This is a genomic window from Aurantiacibacter suaedae, assembly GCF_005434915.1.
GTDB classification, from domain to species: Bacteria; Pseudomonadota; Alphaproteobacteria; order Sphingomonadales; family Sphingomonadaceae; genus Alteraurantiacibacter; species Alteraurantiacibacter suaedae.
Genome location: NZ_SKCG01000003.1, coordinates 103025 through 120816, shown reverse-complemented (window position 1 = coordinate 120816; position 17792 = coordinate 103025). Strand labels below are relative to the sequence as shown.

General features: G+C 63.5%; 19 protein-coding genes and 1 tRNA gene. 10 read left to right on the top strand and 10 right to left on the bottom strand.

The features are described from left to right. Nucleotides 1-158 precede the first annotated feature (158 nt). From E0473_RS11510 to E0473_RS11500, 3 genes are read left to right on the top strand one after another with little or no spacing between them, the layout of a single operon-like run. Nucleotides 159-893, top strand: coding sequence for a 7-carboxy-7-deazaguanine synthase QueE (locus E0473_RS11510; RefSeq protein WP_137681044.1), 735 nt, complete (start codon nt 159-161; stop codon nt 891-893). A 2-nt stretch (nt 894-895) separates the two neighbouring features. Further along, complete coding sequence (locus E0473_RS11505; protein WP_137681043.1) at nt 896-2368, top strand: MATE family efflux transporter; 1473 nt, start codon at nt 896-898, stop codon at nt 2366-2368. After that, entirely contained in the window at nt 2365-3399 is a 1035-nt protein-coding gene (locus tag E0473_RS11500) for an acyltransferase family protein (RefSeq protein WP_161981580.1), read from the top strand. Before E0473_RS11505 ends, E0473_RS11500 begins: the two co-directional genes overlap by 4 nt. 3 nt (nt 3400-3402) lie before the next feature. On the opposite strand, the gene E0473_RS11495 is transcribed toward E0473_RS11500, so the two are convergent. The 5 genes from E0473_RS11495 to E0473_RS11475 all read right to left on the bottom strand — a co-directional run bounded on the left by E0473_RS11495 (nt 3403) and on the right by E0473_RS11475 (nt 9499). Next, nucleotides 3403-5106 carry an ATP-binding protein gene (locus tag E0473_RS11495; RefSeq protein WP_137681499.1) on the bottom strand — a complete coding sequence of 568 codons (1704 nt, stop codon included), beginning with the start codon at nt 5104-5106 and terminating at the stop codon, nt 3403-3405. 99 nt (nt 5107-5205) lie between these two features. Then, on the bottom strand, nt 5206-5955 hold the full coding sequence (locus E0473_RS11490; protein WP_241657479.1) for a TIGR02186 family protein: 750 nt from the start codon (nt 5953-5955) through the stop codon (nt 5206-5208). Nucleotides 5956-6068: 113 nt separating this feature from the next. Further along, entirely contained in the window at nt 6069-6983 is a 915-nt protein-coding gene (locus E0473_RS11485) for a sulfite exporter TauE/SafE family protein (protein ID WP_137681040.1), read from the bottom strand. Nucleotides 6984-7037: 54 nt separating this feature from the next. Then, nucleotides 7038-7730 carry a hypothetical protein gene (locus E0473_RS11480; RefSeq protein ID WP_137681039.1) on the bottom strand — a complete coding sequence of 231 codons (693 nt, stop codon included), beginning with the start codon at nt 7728-7730 and terminating at the stop codon, nt 7038-7040. Nucleotides 7731-8149: 419 nt separating this feature from the next. Continuing rightward, a complete protein-coding gene (locus E0473_RS11475) occupies nt 8150-9499 on the bottom strand; it encodes a glycosyl transferase family protein (RefSeq protein WP_241657524.1) in 1350 nt (449 codons plus the stop codon). On the opposite strand from E0473_RS11475, the gene E0473_RS15635 reads away from it, so the two are divergent. Together E0473_RS15635 and nhaA are read left to right on the top strand one after the other, a co-directional pair. Then, nucleotides 9437-9598 carry a hypothetical protein gene (locus E0473_RS15635; protein WP_241657531.1) on the top strand — a complete coding sequence of 54 codons (162 nt, stop codon included), beginning with the start codon at nt 9437-9439 and terminating at the stop codon, nt 9596-9598. The genes E0473_RS11475 and E0473_RS15635 overlap by 63 nt on opposite strands. A 126-nt stretch (nt 9599-9724) precedes the next feature. Then, entirely contained in the window at nt 9725-10951 is a 1227-nt protein-coding gene (gene nhaA / locus E0473_RS11470; RefSeq protein ID WP_137681037.1) for a Na+/H+ antiporter NhaA, read from the top strand. 59 nt (nt 10952-11010) lie between these two features. Here the strand turns inward: nhaA and E0473_RS11465 are convergent, their stop codons facing one another. Further along, nucleotides 11011-11334 (bottom strand): DUF3297 family protein, encoded by a 324-nt coding sequence (locus tag E0473_RS11465; protein WP_137681036.1) that lies wholly within the window; start codon nt 11332-11334, stop codon nt 11011-11013. A 142-nt stretch (nt 11335-11476) separates the two neighbouring features. Here E0473_RS11465 and E0473_RS11460 point away from each other — a divergent pair. After that, nucleotides 11477-11561: transfer RNA gene (locus E0473_RS11460), tRNA-Leu, on the top strand. Between the two features lie 93 nt (nt 11562-11654). Next, nucleotides 11655-13265, top strand: coding sequence for a trigger factor (tig, locus tag E0473_RS11455; protein WP_137681498.1), 1611 nt, complete (start codon nt 11655-11657; stop codon nt 13263-13265). A 9-nt stretch (nt 13266-13274) separates the two neighbouring features. Here the strand turns inward: tig and E0473_RS11450 are convergent, their stop codons facing one another. Together E0473_RS11450 and E0473_RS11445 are read right to left on the bottom strand one after the other, a co-directional pair. Then, nucleotides 13275-13502: a hypothetical protein gene (locus E0473_RS11450; RefSeq protein WP_137681035.1), complete on the bottom strand. Its 228-nt coding sequence runs from the start codon at nt 13500-13502 to the stop codon at nt 13275-13277. Between the two features lie 32 nt (nt 13503-13534). Next, nucleotides 13535-13888, bottom strand: a complete 354-nt coding sequence (locus E0473_RS11445; RefSeq protein ID WP_206663440.1) for a hypothetical protein — start codon at nt 13886-13888, stop codon at nt 13535-13537. Between the two features lie 182 nt (nt 13889-14070). On the opposite strand from E0473_RS11445, the gene E0473_RS11440 reads away from it, so the two are divergent. The 3 genes from E0473_RS11440 to E0473_RS11430 all read left to right on the top strand — a co-directional run bounded on the left by E0473_RS11440 (nt 14071) and on the right by E0473_RS11430 (nt 16582). Further along, nucleotides 14071-14754, top strand: a complete 684-nt coding sequence (locus tag E0473_RS11440; protein ID WP_137681033.1) for an ATP-dependent Clp protease proteolytic subunit — start codon at nt 14071-14073, stop codon at nt 14752-14754. A 210-nt stretch (nt 14755-14964) separates the two neighbouring features. Further along, nucleotides 14965-16236 carry an ATP-dependent Clp protease ATP-binding subunit ClpX gene (clpX, locus tag E0473_RS11435; protein WP_137681032.1) on the top strand — a complete coding sequence of 424 codons (1272 nt, stop codon included), beginning with the start codon at nt 14965-14967 and terminating at the stop codon, nt 16234-16236. 148 nt (nt 16237-16384) lie between these two features. Beyond that, nucleotides 16385-16582 (top strand): hypothetical protein, encoded by a 198-nt coding sequence (locus E0473_RS11430; protein WP_137681031.1) that lies wholly within the window; start codon nt 16385-16387, stop codon nt 16580-16582. 26 nt (nt 16583-16608) lie between these two features. On the opposite strand, the gene E0473_RS11425 is transcribed toward E0473_RS11430, so the two are convergent. Next, nucleotides 16609-16956: an SDR family oxidoreductase gene (locus E0473_RS11425; RefSeq protein ID WP_241657478.1), complete on the bottom strand. Its 348-nt coding sequence runs from the start codon at nt 16954-16956 to the stop codon at nt 16609-16611. Nucleotides 16957-17255: 299 nt separating this feature from the next. Then, nucleotides 17256-17747 carry a GFA family protein gene (locus E0473_RS11415; protein WP_137681030.1) on the bottom strand — a complete coding sequence of 164 codons (492 nt, stop codon included), beginning with the start codon at nt 17745-17747 and terminating at the stop codon, nt 17256-17258. Nucleotides 17748-17792: the final 45 nt, after the last annotated feature.

Genomic DNA, 17792 nt, shown 5'->3' with positions numbered 1-17792 from the left:
AGGTGGTGTGCTATACATTTCCTACACCTCTCAGCCTGTGGCATGACCCTGGCCATGACCGCCCTCCCCCCTCACACACCCGCAGAACAGCGCCCCCACCCGCGCAAAAAGTTTCCCCTCAGGACACTGTCACACCTGTCACACCTTGGGGCTGCCCCATGGCGCTAGTGCTCGCCACGCAGGCCCCGGGAGAGCCTGAGATCTTCGCCTCCCTCCAAGGCGAAGGCCCGAGCATGGGCGCGCCGGTCGCCTTCGTGCGACTGTCGCGCTGCAACCTCGCCTGTGTCTGGTGCGACACCCCCTACACCTGGCACTTCGCCGAAGACGAGCGCCCCCATCACGGCAACACGACATACGAGCGCAAGGCCAACCAGATCACGCTCGACGAAGCCGATGTCGCCGCGCGGATCGCAGCGCTCGGCCAGAAACGGCTGGTCATCACTGGCGGCGAGCCGATGCTGCAAGGCGGCGCACTGGCCACGATGCTCGAACACCTGCCCGCCATGGCGGTGGAGATCGAGACCAACGGCACCGCCAAGCCGCCCGCCCGGCTCGATGTGAGGGTCGACCAGTTCAACGTCAGCCCCAAGCTCGCCCACTCGGGCAACCCGGCAGAGCTGGCACTCAAGCCCGAAATGCTCGACTTTTGGGCCAGCGAAGCGCGCGCGGTGCTCAAGTTCGTGATCGGCGCGCCCGAACATATTGCAGAAGTCAACGAGATCGTTCGCAAGCATATGATTTCACCGGATAAGGTGTTTCTAATGCCCGAAGGAACCGACAGCGAAACGCTGCGCGAGCGCGAGAAATGGCTGGTAGAGGCCTGTCTTTCCCACGGTTTTCGCATGAGCGACAGGATGCACATTCATCTGTTTGGCGATACACGCGGAACTTGACTATGTCCGATTCGCCAACAGAAGTGCCGAGCAAGGCACCAGCCAGGATGCGCGGTGATCTCACCAGCGGGCCGATCCCCAAGACGCTGCTGATGTTCAGTCTGCCAGCGTTGCTCACCAATGTGCTGCAATCGCTGTCGGGCACGGTGAACTCGATCTGGGTCGGGCGGCTGATCGGCGAAGAGGCGCTGGCCGCCACCGCCAATGCCAACATCGTGATGTTCCTTGTCAGCTCGGCAGCCTTCGGCTTCGGCATGGCGGGCACGGTACTGATCGGCCAGCGCTATGGCGGACGCGACCTTGACGGAGCGCGGCGCAGCTTCGGCTCGGCGGTGGGCTTCTGCGCGATGCTGATGCTGGCGATTGCGGCGGTGGGCTTCGCCTTTGCCGGGCCGCTGCTGCGGGTGCTGGCGACGCCCGAAGGGGCCTATCCGCTGGCGCTGGTGTACCTGCAGCTGATCTTCCTCTCGATGCCGTTTATGATGGTGTCGATCATCCTCTCGATGGGCCTGCGCGGCACCGGCGATGCCAGCACGCCGCTCATCTTCATGGGGGTGACCGTCGCGCTCGACACGGTGCTCAACCCGTTGCTGATCGCCGGCTATGGCCCCTTCCCGCAGCTCGGCATTGCCGGGTCGGCATTGGCGACGATCATCTCGGCCATGATCTCGTTCATCGCGATGGTCGCCTATGTCTATGCCAAAGACCTGCCGTTGCGCTTGCGCGCGAAGGAGCTGCGTTACCTCTGGCCCTCGAAAGACGAGCTGCGCTTCATCCTCACCAAGGGCCTGCCGATGGGCGCTCAGCTGCTGGTGATGAGCAGTGCGGGGATCATCGTGGTCGGCCTCGTCAACCGCGAGGGGCTGCTGACCACAGCCGCCTATGGCGCGACGATGCAGCTGTTCAACTACATCCAGATGCCCGCAATGGCGATCGGCGGCGCGGTGAGTGCGATGGCCGCGCAGTATATCGGCGCAAGTAAGTGGGACGGGCTCGACCAGGTGACGAAGGCCGGGCTGTGGCTCAACTTCAGCTTCACGGGCGTGGTGACCGTGCTGCTGCTGCTGTTCGACCGGCCGGTGCTGGTGCTGTTTCTCGGGCCTGACAGCCCCGCGGTGCCGATTGCCCGGCATATCCAGCTGCTCGCGAGCTGGAACTTCATCCTGTTCGGCGTCACCATGGTTTACACCGCCACGATGCGGGCGGCGGGAGCGGTGTGGATACCGCTGGTGGTGGTGGCCGTAGCGCTGTTCCCCGTGCGTCTGGGTTTCTATGAGCTGACTTACGATTGGCTCGAAGCCGATGCGATCTGGCTCAGCTTCCCGGTCGGCGCGGCGGTTGGTCTGTTGCTGGGCTGGTACTTTTACCACCACTTCAACTGGCGCAGCGCCGTGGTTGCCCAGAGCCCCGAGATGGCGGCAGAAGGCGTCCATGCCGAAGGCCAGCCTACGGGCCGCATAAGCGCCGACCTTTGATCCCGCCCCCGCCGCAGGCCCGCCTTGCGCGGCTCGACGGCCTGCGCGGCCTGGCGGCGCTCGCCGTGGTGTTGTTTCACTACACGGCGCAGTTTCCCAATTTCGTTCCCGGGGGCCTTGTGCCCTTCACCTTCGATGCTGGCGCCTATGGCGTCCACCTCTTCTTCATGATCTCGGGCTTCGTGATCCTCATGAGCATCGCCCAGCGCGGCACCGGCCACTTCGCGCGCTCTCGCTTCATCCGGCTTTACCCGGTGTTCTGGGCCGCGGTGCTGCTGACCAGCCTCGTGCTCACCATCAATCCATTGCTCGGGCCGGGGCCGACACCGCTGCAACTGCTCGCCAACCTCACCATGTTCGAGCAATATGCCCATATCGAGCCGATCGACGGCGCCTATTGGAGCCTGAGCTACGAACTGGGCTTCTACATCATGATGTTCGCGCTGTTCGCCAGCCCGCTGCACCGCTGGATCGGCTGGCTGCCGACGTGGATGACGCTGGGCGCCGCAGCCTTTCCGATCATCGGCTGGGCAATCCCTCATCCGCTGCATCTGATGATCGGGATCAGCAGCTATTCGCATCTTTTCGCCGCCGGGCTCGCCCTGTATCTTGGCCGGACCGAGGGCTTTTCAGCTCGGCATGTGGCGGTGCTCGTGCTGGTGCCGCTGGTGCAGGGTCTGCATGACGGATTGACCGGAGCCTTGATCGTCGCGGTTGCGGTTTTGGCCATGATCTGGGGCACTGCTCCAGGCCGCCAGCTGCCGCGCGCTGCCGCTTGGCTGACCGGGCTCGGCGCGATCTCCTATGCCTTATACCTGATCCACCAGATGATCGGCTATGTGGTCCTCGCGCAGCTGGAAGCGGCGGGGCTTGGTGCCTGGGCAGCACTGCTGCTGACAGTCGCTGTCGCTCTGGCCCTGGCAAGCGTGCTCACCTGGGCTATCGAGAAACCCGCCGCCCACTGGCTGGGGCGCGTGTTGCCGCGCCTCGGCGAGCGCACCGCGCCGCGAGGCGATCTCGCTGACGGCTGAAGATTAGCCCCCTTGCGCTCTCCAGCGCTGGACGGTCCGGAAGACCATCTCCTCCTCGCCGCCAGCCTCGCTCCACAGCTCGACGAAGCTGGGATCATCGGAGGCCGGGCGCTTGGATTCCTCCAGCGCATCGAAGTTCACGCGCATCGGGATCGACACGCCCTCGCCGCAGATGATGCACTCGCGGTTGCGCAAGGCCGGCACCGAATCGAGGAACCCGCGCGCGCCTTCGGGCATGGCGGCTTTCACGAAAGCCTGGTCGCGCTCGTTGTTAAGGCGCATCGAGATGATCGTGCCGCACTGCGAGAGCACGCCCTCGGCAAGGTCCGATGGACGCTGGGTGATGAGACCGAGCGAGATGCCGTATTTGCGGCCCTCCTTGGCGATGCGAGAGAGGATGCGGCCCACCGAGTTGCCGTCCGAGTTGCGCTCGTTCGGCACGTAGCGGTGCGCTTCCTCGCACACGAGCAGGATCGGCGTGGTGCGCTCGCCCCGGCTCCAGATCGCGAAGTCGAACACCATCCGGCTAAGCACCGCGACCACGGTGCGGGTGATGTCCGAGGGCACGCCCGAAACGTCGATAATCGAGACGGGCTTGTCCGAACTTGGCAGGCGGAACACCTTGGAGATGAAGTCGGCCATGGTGTCGCCCACCAACATGCCGGAGAACATGAACTGATAGCGCGGATCGGCGCGCAGTTCCTCGATCTTGCTCTTGATCCGCATGTAGGGCGCGGTGGTGGTCGCCTTGTCGAGCTTGCCCATCTCGTCCTGCAACATGTTGGTGAGGTCGGACAGCAGATAGGGGATCGGCGAATCGACGGTGATCTTGCCGAGGCTTTGCGCCAGCCGGTTCTTCGAGCGCGCAGCAAGCAGGCACTTGGCGAGGATGTCCTTGTCCTCCTGCAGGTCGTTACCGGAGGAGCGCAGCAGCACCTCGCAGTGCTCCTCGAAGTTCATCAACCAGTAGGGCATCTGCAGGTTGGAAACGTCGAAGATCATGCCCGTGTTACGAAACGCGGCGGCATATTCGCCGTGCGGATCGATCATCGCGATATGGCCCTGGGGCGCGGCCTGGCAGATTCGGTGCAGGATCAAGGCCGCCCCGGTCGATTTGCCGGTGCCGGTAGAGCCGAGCAGCGCGAAATGCTTGCCGAGCATCGCATCGATATAGATCCCCGCGCGAATATCGCGGGTGGGATAGACGGTGCCGACCTGGATCGATTTGCGCCCATCGGAGGCGTAGATTTGCCTGAGATCATCGGATGTGGCCGGAAATATCTCCGAGCCGGGGATCGGATACCGTGTCACGCCGCGGCGAAACCCGTGGAGCTTGCCGGTCAGCCGTTCTTCCAGCCCCTCGCCGAGGAAGTCGATATGGGCGACGAGCACATTGCCCTCGCCGCGCCGGTCATGTCGCTGATCGCGCACCGAGCCGAGCAGCCAGCCTTCGTTGGTGCGCACCTTGATCAGGCTGCCGACCTGCCCGGACAGCGCGACCGAGGGATCGGTATCTTTCATGCACGCGTTAAGCCGCGCAAGATCGAGCGCGATCGCCGAGCCCGCCCCCGAGACTTCGAGCACACAGCCTATTGGCTGCGCAGCAAGTTCGGCAGCATCGTCCAGCGGATCGGAAGTAAAGTGCGGATCAGCAGCCTCGCCTTGTGGCTGCGCGTCGTCAGAGAAATTCTGGCGCATGTCGGTCATCGGCAGTTTCCGCTCCAAGCGACGTAGGTGCAGAGCGGTTAGCAAGCCGGTGGTTAAGATCGCGTCAAAGCTTAGGCACTCGTCGCTAGTTGACGGGCCCTAGACAATCGCAAACAGACGCCCCGCCGCCCAGCCCATGAACAGGGACATGCTGATCGCGAACAGGCCATAGAGAAACGAATTATCTTGCGACCGGTTGGCGATGGCCAGCTCGACCCCCTCCTTGTGGACGACAAGCTGGCGGCTGTTCGACGCGATCACGCGGCCGCGCAGGACGGCGAAGGTCTCGGCCGTATACTCGCCCGGCCGCACGTTTGAAGGGACCGGCAGGCGCACCGAATAAAGCACCCCTTCATCCAGATCGACGGCACCGTCGAACTGGTTGTAGAGCCCCTGCCGCTGGCGCAGATCGACCAGGCCAGCCGAGAAGCGTGCCTGTTCCTCTGTATCGATGGTGCCGGTGGGGGAGAGCTGGATGTAGTCGAGCCCGAATTCGTAGATTGCGGCAGTGCGCGGATCGACGATCTCGGATACCGGGCTTGATGAGGCCATTGCATAGAAGCTGGGAACCGAGCGATAGTCAGTGCTGGCAGCGTTGACCCATATGCCCGCGATCTGCTCTTTCTCGCGCAAGGTGATGGGCTCGGTCGGGCCTTTGAGCACGACGACGATGTCGTAGTCCTCGTCGGCCCGCCGCCCGCGCGGATCGAGCAGCGCGCCATAGAGCAGCAGCTCGGTGCCGGTGAAGCCCTGCCGCAGCACGATGTCGGTCTGCGATGCGCCCACCACAAGGATCGGATCGCGCCCCTGCGCGTGGGCAGTACCGCAGAGCCCCAAGAGCAAGCCCACAATCAGCGCCAACCAAGCCAACGGCCCAAAGGGCCGCAAGGCCAAGCGGCCGCTCGCAGCTGCCCCGCAGCCGGAGCGAAGCCCCGGCGAAGGAAATGGCAGCGAGGACCAAATCATAGAGGCACCACCGAATAGACCTCGTCGGGCCGGATGGTGAGGCCGTAGGCCATGCGCAGCGCAATGGCCAAGACGATGGAGGCGAGGATCAGGCGCAGAACCTCGGGCTTGGCGACCTGCGCGATGCGGGTGCCATATTGCGCGCCCGTAACCGAGCCGACCAGCAGCAGCCCCGCCAGCACGATATCGACCGCATGGGTGGTGAACGAGTGGACCATCGTCACCAGCATGGTGATGAACAGGATGTTGAACAGGCTGGTGCCCACCACCACGCGCGCGCTCATCCCGAGGATATAGAGCATCGCGGGCACCATCATGAAGCCCCCACCCACGCCCATCAGCATGGTGAGAATGCCCACCACCAGCCCCAGAAGCGCCGGCGCCAATGGCGAGACGTAAATACCAGAGGCATAGAACCGCATCCGGTAAGGCAGTGCGGCGATCATAGGGTGGTGGCGACGCTTGGCCGCGCGCTTCTTGCTTCCGAAGCGCGCGGGCTTAAGCTCGGCCAGCGCCTCGCGCATCATTAGCCAGCCGATCGTGCCGAGCAGCAGCACGTAGAGCAGGTTGATGACCACGTCGATCTGGCCAATCGCCTGCAACAGCGAGAACAGCCCGGCGCCGATCAACGCTCCGCACAGGCCGCCTCCGACCATCACCGCGCCGATCTGGAAGTCGACCCCCTTGTTGCGCATGTGCCCGAACACGCCCGAAACGCTCGCGCCTGTAACCTGTGTGGCGGCGGAAGCGGCGGCGACCGTGGGCGGAATACCGTAGAAGATCAGCAGAGGCGTTGTCAGGAACCCGCCGCCGACCCCGAAAATACCCGACAGGATGCCCGTGCCAAAGCCGAGCATGACGATAAACAGCCCGTTTACCGACAGATTGGCGATGGGGAGGTAGACATCCATGCCTGCGGCCTATCGCATGGCAGGCCCTGCGCAAAGGTGAATGGACCGCTGCGGTTAAAATCCTGCGGACAGTGTGAGCGCAGGGCCACTCGCAGGCGCGGCATTGCCCGCCACCCTCACCCGGTAGTCCGCCGAGAGACGGCCATAGACATCGTCGCTTAAGCGGAAACTGGCGCTGACGCTGGGGCCAACGTCGAGTCGCCGCGTGCCTTTCTGTGCGCCAGCCCATGCGCCGCCACCCGCGGATAAAGCGAAGTTGCGGCTCTGGGCGAGCGGGCGGGTCACCCGCATCTGCGCATCGACAAAACCGGTAGCAAAATCACCGCCGACCCAGCCGGCCTGGGCATAGACCTCACCAACCAGCTGCGCCGGAAGCGCAAACGGCGGCAGTTCGGTAACGGCATAGGCCGCCGGGCGCAGTTCGCTCGTTCCGTCGCGCAGGCTCAAACGTCCCTCCGCCGCCAGACGCACCGGCACATCGGGCACGGGCCGCGCCGACAGGCCGACAGCCAGATCGCCTTCGCGCGGACCTTCAAGCGCAGCGGTCGCGCGGGTGTAAACCTGCGGACGAAACCTGCTTTCGGGCGCGAGCCGGTAGGCCAGCACGGCCCCGGCCTGGCTCCTGCCATAGTTCGGCGTGGTCGCAGCCTGACGTTCGCGCGGACTGTTATCGCGCCAGAAGAACCAACTGTTCCCAAGCCAGCGCGATGGCGCGCCGGTGGCGGGCGCGAACACGGGATCTGCCATTGTGACGGCGGAAGCAACCCCCCGCCGACGTTTCTCTTCGGCCGGCGATTCGCTCAGCGAACCGGGGTCACGAGACATGCGCCGCAGAGCCGCCGATTGGGAAGCCGCGTCGCTCTGACCAATATCCGCCTTTCCAGCCTCAGCAGGCAGGAGGCCTTCGTTTCGTCCCCCAAGCTCGATCCTGACAAGCGGTGTGAAATCGCGCTCGATGCGTGTGTCAGGCGGTGTCGCATTTGCGCCAACCGCTTCCGGCTGCGCGAAAAACGCTTCGGTAGTGCTGGCGAACGTCCATTCTGACCGAGCCTGTTCGAAAAGCACCGGCGACTGCCAGAATACCAGGCGAAGCAAGACCCAACCGCAAAGAACAGCTAGCATGGCAACCACCGGTTGCCCCCGTATGGCTTCCGCAGCAGCGGACGTCATCTTGCGACCTCGCCGAGCGACCTTTGCGAGCGTAGCTCGCTTTCATCGAAGGCCTGCGCTGGATGGGTGTCATGCTCGGTCTTATCCCACTTGGGCGCTGCACCGCGCAAAGTGCTGAGATAGGCGAAGAACGCGCGCCGCCCGGCCATGATGGCGATAACATTGGTCACCGGAATTCGCAGCACTGCGCGCAGGCCCTCGCCCCAACCATATTCGCGGCTGGTGAAGGCAAAGCGCATGGCCGCACGCCAAAGGAAGCTGGCCAGGTTAAGCCACAACAGCCACAGCAGCAGGGCATCGGGCTTCCATGCCGGGACATAACCATGATTTCTAAACAGGGACGACAGCGCGCCAAGCACCAGCAACAGATAACCACAGAATAGCACGAGCGCCGCAAACGGACCCCGGCGGTCACGCAGGCGCATCCACCATTCGCCAAACCCACGGCTCCAGCCGAGCCGGTCCCAACCTTGCAGGGCAATGCCGTGGATCCAGCGCGACTTCTGCTGCACGGCGCTGGCGATGTCGGACGGGAAATAGGCACGCGTAGCCACCAGACGGCCCGCATCATCGCGCACGCGCAGGAAGCGCGAGCGGCCACCTGCCAGCGCCACCCGCAGCCCCAGTTCGTAATCTTCGGTCAGCGAACGCTCGGCAAAAGGGCCGACCGTCCCACGCTGGCGCGCCATTTCCGCCAGCATTTTGCGCTCGAACGCGCAGCCTACGCCGGCTGCGGGCAAACCCGTGGCAAGCGCCGCGCGCACGACCATCGATTTGCCATGCGATTCGGCAAATTCCTCGCAATAGTGGCTGCCGATCCAGCGGCTGTCGGGTTGCGGCAGCGGGAGGACGGGGAGTTGCACGAACTCGGCGCGTTCGATCGCACGATCAAGCAGTGGCAGTGCAGCCGGATCGACCATATCCTCGGCGTCATGCAGCATCACCATGCGCGCGGGGTGGCCCGTACGCATCTCGTCGTGAGCCATCGCCTCGTAGATGCGGTTCAGGCAATCGGCCTTGCTGGTTGGCCCGGCCTTGGAGTTGATGACAATCCGAAGACGCGGATCGCCTGCCGCTCCGCGCATGGCCGCCTCCATCGTCGCCGGATCGTTCTCATAGCATCCGACATAGATTCGCAAGTCGGGATGGGGCCATGCCGATAGCGCATGAGCGACCGTGTGACCGATGACCTTGTCTTCATGCCAGGCAGGAATCATCACCACCGCCAAGCCAGAAAGCTGGCGATGCGGAAGATGCGTCGTGGACATGGGGATAGTGCGAAGTTGACCGCGAAGTCGCTTGAAGAAATAGATCAAATCGATCGCAAGTTCGTCAGCGGCGCCAATGAGAAAAAAAACCCCTGCAAAAAGCAGGAGCTCATATTGTATGAAAGCCAGCCCTGCGACGGCTGGCCAAATGTCGCTCCCCATGACTGGGCCCCCTAATTATACTTAGGGGAAAACATGTATAGGATGAATCTTCCCAACTCAACGCAGTCGCCGACAAAATTGCGCTGAATGCGCGGAGCAGGGCTTGCAATCGATCCCGCATCTGCGAAATGTGGCGGCGAGATGAACCAGCCTTCCCTAATCGCAACCGCCGTCCGCCCCTTCAAAGCGCTGTTTAAGGCCGATAGCTTCGAAGGCATCCTGCTTATCGCAGTTGCAGCATTCGCGATGATTGTTGCCAATTCCGGTGTCAGCCACGCCTATCACGAGCTGTTCCACGGCTATCTGTGGTCGAAGGACACCTTCTATCTCAACACCATGCACCTGTGGATCAACGACGGGTTGATGGTGATCTTCTTCTTCGTCGTAGGGCTGGAGGTGAAGCGCGAGCTGATCGCGGGCAACCTGTCCGATCCCAAACAGCGCAACCTGCCGGTGCTGGCCGCCATCGCCGGGATGGCCATGCCCGCCATCGTTTACATGGCTCTCGCTGGCGGGGAGCCGGGCCTGGCGCGCGGCTGGGCGATTCCCGCGGCGACCGACATTGCCTTTGCCATGGGCGTCATCGGCCTGCTTGGCACCAGGGTGCCGGCTCCCCTGCGGCTATTCCTGCTGACCGTCGCCATCGTCGACGATATCGGCGCGGTGCTGATCATCGCGGTGTTCTATACCGCCAACCTCTCGCTCGCCTGGCTGGCTGCGGCTGCCGTGGTGCTGGGCGTGATGGTGGCGCTCAACCGGTTTGGTGTGAGACGCCTGTGGCCGTTCATCCTTGCAGCGCTGGCGCTTTGGCTCTGCGTGCTGTTCTCGGGCGTCCATGCGACCATCGCGGGCGTGCTCGCAGCGCTGACGATTCCGATGAAGAAGCGCGACGGCAACTCGATGCTCGAAGATGTCGAACATGCGCTGGTGCCGTGGAACGCCTATCTGGTGGTGCCCGTGTTCGGCTTCGCCAACGCAGGCGTAGACCTGTCGGACATCGGGGTGGAGAACCTGCTCGATCCGCTGCCGCTGGGCGTGGCTGCCGGCCTGGTCATCGGCAAGCAGCTCGGCATCTTCTCCTGCGTGTTCGCTGCGGTGAAGGTCGGCATTGTCGAAAAGCCGAAAGGTTGCAGCTGGGCCGAGATCTGGGGCGTATCGATCCTGTGCGGGATCGGCTTCACGATGAGCCTGTTCATCGGCGAGCTAGCCTTCCCCGGCGTGGGCGACGTGATGCGCCTGCTGCGCGAGGAGGCCAAGATCGGTATTCTGGTGGGCTCGGTAATCAGCGCATTGCTCGGCTACGGCGTGCTGCGGCTGGTGACGACGGTGCGTCCGGAATACGACGATCCGAACGATCCGATCGTATAACATTAGGTGTTGAGAGGGGCCCGGCTTGTGCAAGGCCCCTCGAACATCGAAACTTCAGATCAGGCCTTTGCGACCGGTGCGTCTTCGCCGAGGTCTTCATACCACGCTTCGACTTCGCCCTTCAGCTTGATCGTCAGCGGGCGGCCCTTGCGGTCCATCGCCTTGCCGGCCTGTACGCGCACCCAGCCCTCGGAAATGCAATATTCCTCGATGTCGCGCCGCTCGCGGCCCTTGAACCGAATGGCGACGCCGCGTTGCAGCTTCTCGCCATCGAAATGCGGGCTGCGCGGGTCGATCGCGAGGTGATCGGGCGGCACCTCCGCGGCTGCGGGGGTGTTGGAGGACGCCTCGGGGGCGGTTTCTGGGGTTTGCTCTTCGCTCATGGGGCAAGGCCACTATAACGCAGGCCATCGCGTGGCAATGCCGATCCTCACCCTTCGTGCTTGCCCTTTGCCGCGCTGGCCTTTAAGGGCGCGGCTTCGATTTTTGCGAGGCGGCTTGCTTCCTTGCACCTCTCGTCGGGCTGCGGGCGTGGCGGAATTGGTAGACGCGCTGGTTTTAGGTACCAGTATCGCAAGATGTGGGGGTTCGAGTCCCTTCGCCCGCACCAGTTCCGGCTGACGCCCCGATACCCGGTTATCGGATGCGGGACTGTGTGCCCGGTCCGCAGCAATTAGAAGGCCTGAAAGAACCAGATATGGCAATGCAGATCGTCGAAACCACCAATGAAGGCCTCAAGCGCGGCTACACGCTGACCATCCCGGCGAGCGACATCGCCGACAAGGTCGGCGCTGAGATTAAGAAGATCGCCCCGCAGGTGAAGATGCCCGGCTTCCGCCCCGGCAAGGTCCCCGCCAACCTCGTGAAGAAGATGCACGGCGATGCGATTCACGCCGACGTGCTCAACACCACGCTGCGCGGCGCGATCGACGAGCTGATGGCCGAAAAGAAACTGCGCCCCGCGCTCCAGCCCAAGGTGGACATGGCCGACGGCTATGAGCAGGGCAAGGATGCCGAGCTGACCGTGGAGCTGGAAGTGCTGCCCGAGATCGAGGTACCTTCGCTCGAAGGCCTGAAGCTCGAGAAGCTGACCGTCGCCGTGAGCGACGAGCAGATCGACGAGGCGCTGGGCAAGATCGCCGAGGGCCAGAAGAGCTACAAGGACGCCGCCAAGACCAAGAAGGCTGCCGAGGGCGACCAGGTCATCATCGACTTCGTCGGCTCGGTCGACGGCGTTGAATTCGAAGGCGGCAAGGCCGAAGACGCACCGCTGGTGATCGGCTCGGGCCAGTTCATCCCCGGCTTCGAAGAGCAGCTGACGGGCGTGAAGACCGGTGAGGAAAAGACCATCACCGTCACCTTCCCCGAAGACTATCCGGCCGAGCACCTGAAGGGCAAGGAAGCCCAGTTCGCAATCACCGTGAAGCAGGTGAAGGTCGAAGCCGAAAGCAAGATCGACGAGGACTTTGCCAAGTCGCTCGGCCTTGAGAGCCTCGAACAGCTCACGGGCCTCGTGAAGGGCCAGCTGGAGCAGGAAAGCGCCGGCCTCACCCGCACGCAGATGAAGCGCCAGCTGCTCGACACGCTGGCTGCCAGTCACGATTTCCCCGTTCCGCCGACCATGGTCGAAGCCGAGTTCGAGCAGATCTGGCAGCAGCTCGAAGCCGAAGCCGCGCGCGAGGAAGATCCCGAAGCCGCCAAGGCCGAGATCGAAGCCGAGAAGGACGACTACAAGCGCATCGCCGAACGCCGCGTGCGCCTCGGCCTGCTGCTGAGCGAAATCGGCCAGGCCAATGGCGTGGAGATCAGCCAGCAGGAAATGGGCATGCTGATCCAGCAGGCCGCACAGCAGTATCCGGCCGAGCAGCGTCAGCAGTTCGTGGACTACGTCCGCAACGAGCCGATGGCTCAGGCGCAGCTGCGCGCCCCGCTCTATGAGGACAAGGTCGTCGACTTCCTGTTCGACAAGGCCGACGTGACCGAGCGCGAAGTGACCCGCGAGGAAATCGAAGCGGCGATCGAGGCCGACGAAGCCGGCAGCGAAGAGAAGAAGCCCGCCGCCAAGAAGGCTCCGGCCAAGAAGCCTGCCGCGAAGAAAGCCCCGGCCAAGAAGGCCGACGCTGATGGTGAAGACGGCGAGGCCGATGCCAAGCCCGCAGCCAAGAAGGCGCCTGCCAAGAAGGCCCCGGCGAAGAAAGCTCCGGCCAAGAAGGCCGATGCCGATGCCGATGCAGAGGCTGCTCCGGCCAAGAAGGCTCCGGCAAAGAAGCCTGCCGCGAAGAAAGCCCCGGCCAAGAAAGCCGACGCCGAGTAAGCCTGGCGCTCACGAACAACCGAAAGGGCGGCCTTGCGAGAGGCCGCCCTTTTCGTTCGCGCAGAAGCTGCCCTTGACGATGGATTCCATGACCCGCCCGATCTCGCGGCGGCGGTTTTCGCGGAACAGCAGGTTGTCGCTCGCGCGCGGCCCGGCGAACACGTAGCGGTCGTAAACCAGCTCGTCCTCAAGCAGGTTCGACATCCTGGCTTGCACGGTGAGTCCAGGCAGGTCCATGTGCTCGACAAATAGCGAGAGGTTGTCGCCGATCAAATGATCGTAGCGGTATTCGTCGACGCGGTAGCTGGCGCTGAACCGCGTGCGGCGCAGCCCTGCCCCCCCCAGGCCAAGTCGGTCGCGGGAATATCGTGGCGCCAGTCCAACTCAAGCTCGAACGGCTCGGCAAATCCAACCGGAAGCAACCCGCCCAGCACCGGATCGGTGTAGGACGATTCGCGCAGCTCCAGCGAATAGTCGAGCCGTACCCCGGCGAACCCGACCGGCTCGAAACAAACGGTGCCATAAAGGTCGATAGCCTGGATCTGCGCCGACCCTCCGTGGGGGTCGGCACGAAGGTGGTATAGTCGGTGAAAGCGCTCTGAAAGATGCGCAGGGCGCCTCAATTCCAAGTAATAATACGGAGGCATAGGCGAGCATGGGACAAGCCCATTTCATGCAACTAAGCCTCGTCGCTCGGGTCGCGGGTCGGTTCCATCGCCAGTGATGCACAGGTCGGAAGATGAAGCCCCTTGAACATCGCGCGGCCAGACGCGACATAGCGTTCGGATCACACGAAGGGATATTCATGTTCGACGTTTTCGGCGACGCCAAGGACCGTTTCCACACCGACCCCACCACCGGCGCTCTCGTGCCCGTAGTGGTCGAATCGACCAGCCGGGGCGAGCGCAGCTTCGACATTTTCAGCCGCCTGCTGCGCGAACGCATCGTGTTCGTCACCGGTCAGGTGGAAGACAACATGGCCTCGCTGATCGTGGCCCAGCTGCTGTTCCTCGAAAGCGAGAATTCGCAGGACATCTCGATGTACATCAACTCGCCCGGCGGCGTGGTGACGGCCGGCATGGCGATCCACGATACCATGCAGTACATCAAGCCGAAGGTACGCACCGTGTGCATCGGCCAGGCCGCATCGATGGGCTCGTTCCTGCTCGCCGCCGGTGAGCCGGGTATGCGCGTGGCGCTGCCGAATGCGCGGATCATGATCCACCAGCCTTCGGGCGGCGCGCGCGGCATGGCTTCGGACATCGAGATTCAGGCCAAGGAAATCCTCCGCATCAAAGCGCGGATGAACGACCTTTACGTGAAATATACCGGGCAAGACCTGGCGACGGTGGAACGCGCAATGGATCGCGACACCTTCCTGGAAGCCGACGAAGCCAAGGAATTCGGCCTCGTCGACGCGGTCTTCGCCCATCGCCCCAAGGGCGAGGACGACAGCGCCACCGAAGGTTCGGGCGGCGCTCCGGAATAACTTGAGGCCGCAGTGTCCCGAAACCGGGCAAACCGGAGGGACACTGTAGCCATTTGGCAACCGTGTGCGTTCAGCACCCCTCAAGCCGAACGAATTAAGGCTTATGGGAATTGATCTTGCGCACACGGCGCCTAGACTGCCCTATTCGACTCTCCCGTCAGGCATGTGCTGCGGCGGTTGGGCAACAGGGGCTCGCACTGGACAAGGATTATGACAAAGTTGAGCGGATCCGATAGCAAGAGCACCCTTTACTGCAGCTTCTGCGGCAAGTCGCAGCACGAGGTGCGCAAGCTGATCGCCGGGCCGACCGTGTTCATCTGCGATGAATGCGTCGAGCTGTGCAACGACATCATTCGTGAAGAGGCCAAGGTCGGCGTCGGCGGCAAGAAGGACGGGTCCATCCCCGCCCCGATTGAGATCTGCAACACGCTGAACGACTATGTGATCGGGCAGGAACGCGCCAAGCGCGTGCTCTCGGTCGCGGTGCACAACCACTACAAGCGGTTGAAGCACGCTGGCAAAGGCAACGATGTCGAGCTGGCCAAGTCGAACATCCTGCTCGTCGGCCCGACCGGCTCGGGCAAGACGCTTCTGGCGCAAACGCTGGCGCGCACCTTCGACGTGCCCTTCACCATGGCCGACGCCACCACGCTGACCGAAGCCGGTTACGTGGGCGAGGACGTGGAGAACATCATTCTCAAGCTGTTGCAGTCGTCCGACTACAACGTCGAGAAGGCGCAGCACGGCATCGTCTACATCGACGAGATCGACAAGATCACGCGTAAGGCCGAGAACCCCTCGATCACGCGCGACGTCAGCGGCGAAGGCGTGCAGCAGGCGCTGCTCAAGCTGATGGAAGGCACCACAGCTTCGGTTCCGCCGCAGGGCGGGCGCAAGCATCCGCAGCAGGAGTTCCTGCAGGTCGACACCACGAACATCCTGTTCATCTGCGGCGGCGCTTTTGCCGGCCTTGAAAAGGTGATCGGCGACCGCTTGCAGAAGCGTTCGATCGGCTTTGGCGCCAACGTGTCGGACCCGGCCAAGGCGCGCGTGGGCGAAATGCTCGAAAAGTGCGAACCTGAGGATCTGCTGAAGTTCGGCCTCATCCCCGAATTCGTCGGCCGTCTGCCGGTGATCGCCACCCTGCACGATCTCGATGTCGAGGCACTGGTGACGATCCTGAAGGAGCCGAAGAACGCGCTGGTGAAGCAATATGCCCGCCTGTTCGAGCTGGAAGATGTCGAGCTGACCTTCACTGACGAGGCGCTCGAAAAGATCGCCCAGAAGGCCATCAAGCGCAAAACTGGCGCGCGTGGCCTGCGCTCGATTGTCGAGGGCTTGCTGCTCGACACCATGTTCGATCTGCCGAGCATGGAAGGCATTTCCGAAGTTGTCGTCGATGCCGACGTGGTCGAGGGCCGCAAGGAACCCGTCCGCGTGGTCTCGAACGACGACGACAAGAAGAAGGAGCAGGCGGCCTAATCGCGGGCCGCCTCGCCTCCCACCCGGCCTATAATCGTCGGATTTTCGCGCAGGCCCCTTCGGGGGCCTGCTTTTGTGCGTCCACTCATTACTGACGCGCCCCATGCCGCGCGCATGGATTGCGCGCGGCCGTAAAAGGAACCACACTATGTCCAATAACGCCCAACTCGCCGCCAAGCTTCTGCGCGATGCCAGCATGTTCTTCCGCCAGGTCGGCGAGCAGAACCCGCCGGTGGCCGAGCAGATGAACCAGAACGCCACCGCCTACGAACAGGTCGCGCAGATGGTCGAAGCCGATCCGCTCGGCACCCTGCCCGAAGCGGCAAACGAGCCGACCGAACAGTAATACAGGCACCGGGAGCAGGCGCACTATCATGGCGCCTGCACCTTGGTCGCATGGTTGCCGCCATCGGCCCACAGGCTGCCGCCGGTAACGAAGCTCGCAATATCGGAAAGCAGAAACAACGCCGCCTGCGCGACCTCCTCCGGTTGGGCGATGCGGCGCATGGGATGAAGGCCTGCCGCCCACGCCTTGTTCTCTTCGCTGCCGGCCATGGCCGTATCGGTCCCGCCAGGCAGCAGCGCATTGGCCCTGATGCCCATATGCGCATAGTCGGCAGCACGCGATTTCACGAGCCCCGTAAGCCCGGCCTTGGCGCTAGCGTAAGCGCCCATACCTGGTAGCGCCACGCCGTTGCCGACGAAGCTTGAGGTGAACACCAGCGCCCCCGCCCTCTTCTGCCAGCATCGCCGGAACTACGGACCGCGTCATGCGGTGCAACCGAAGAGGAGACAATCCGCTACCACTTAGTCAAGCCGCTCGAACGCACGGGCGGGATCACGGGCCTGCTCTGGGCCGCTTTTCACGAATGGGTAGGAATTGCGGAGGACATGTGGCGCGCGCGGTGGCGGGACAAATTCGGTTATCTGCTAAGGCCACCCGGCTGGAGCCACGATGGCTCGCGCGAAACCTCCGAGATGATCCGCGCCCGATGGCGGGCCGAGCAGGCAGCCGAGGGTCAGGCCCCAAACGACTCACGCCGCCCCATCAGCGCCAGCATACGGTCTATCCGTTCGGCAGGCAGCAGCGTGCGGAAGTCATAGGTCCGCTCGAATTGCGGAATGCCCTCGGGAAAGGTCACCCAGGGCATCGCGCTCTCGGTGAAGATCACTGCGTCGGGCGTCAGCGCGCCGGGCTCGTCCAGCGTTCCCACGCGCAGGCCAATCCCAAGGCGTCCGAGCCGCGGATAGATGCTCCACAAGGCTGTGCCGCATTCCCGGCACCGGCAGATCAGATGCGGGCCGCCGCTGCCCGAAACCATCATATGCTCGCTCAGCCTGCCTTGCAGCACCTCGATCCGGTCGGATTCGTAGAAGGCGTTGACCACCCCGGTTGAGCCGGTCTGCTGCTGACACAGGCGGCAATGGCAGTTGTTGGTGTAGATCGGCTCACCCTTTACCCGATATCGCACATGGCCGCACGCGCAGCCGCCCCCTCGCGCCGCTTGCATTTCTTTCCCCACGCCCTGCCCGCCGGAACAGCGAAACTACGTAGG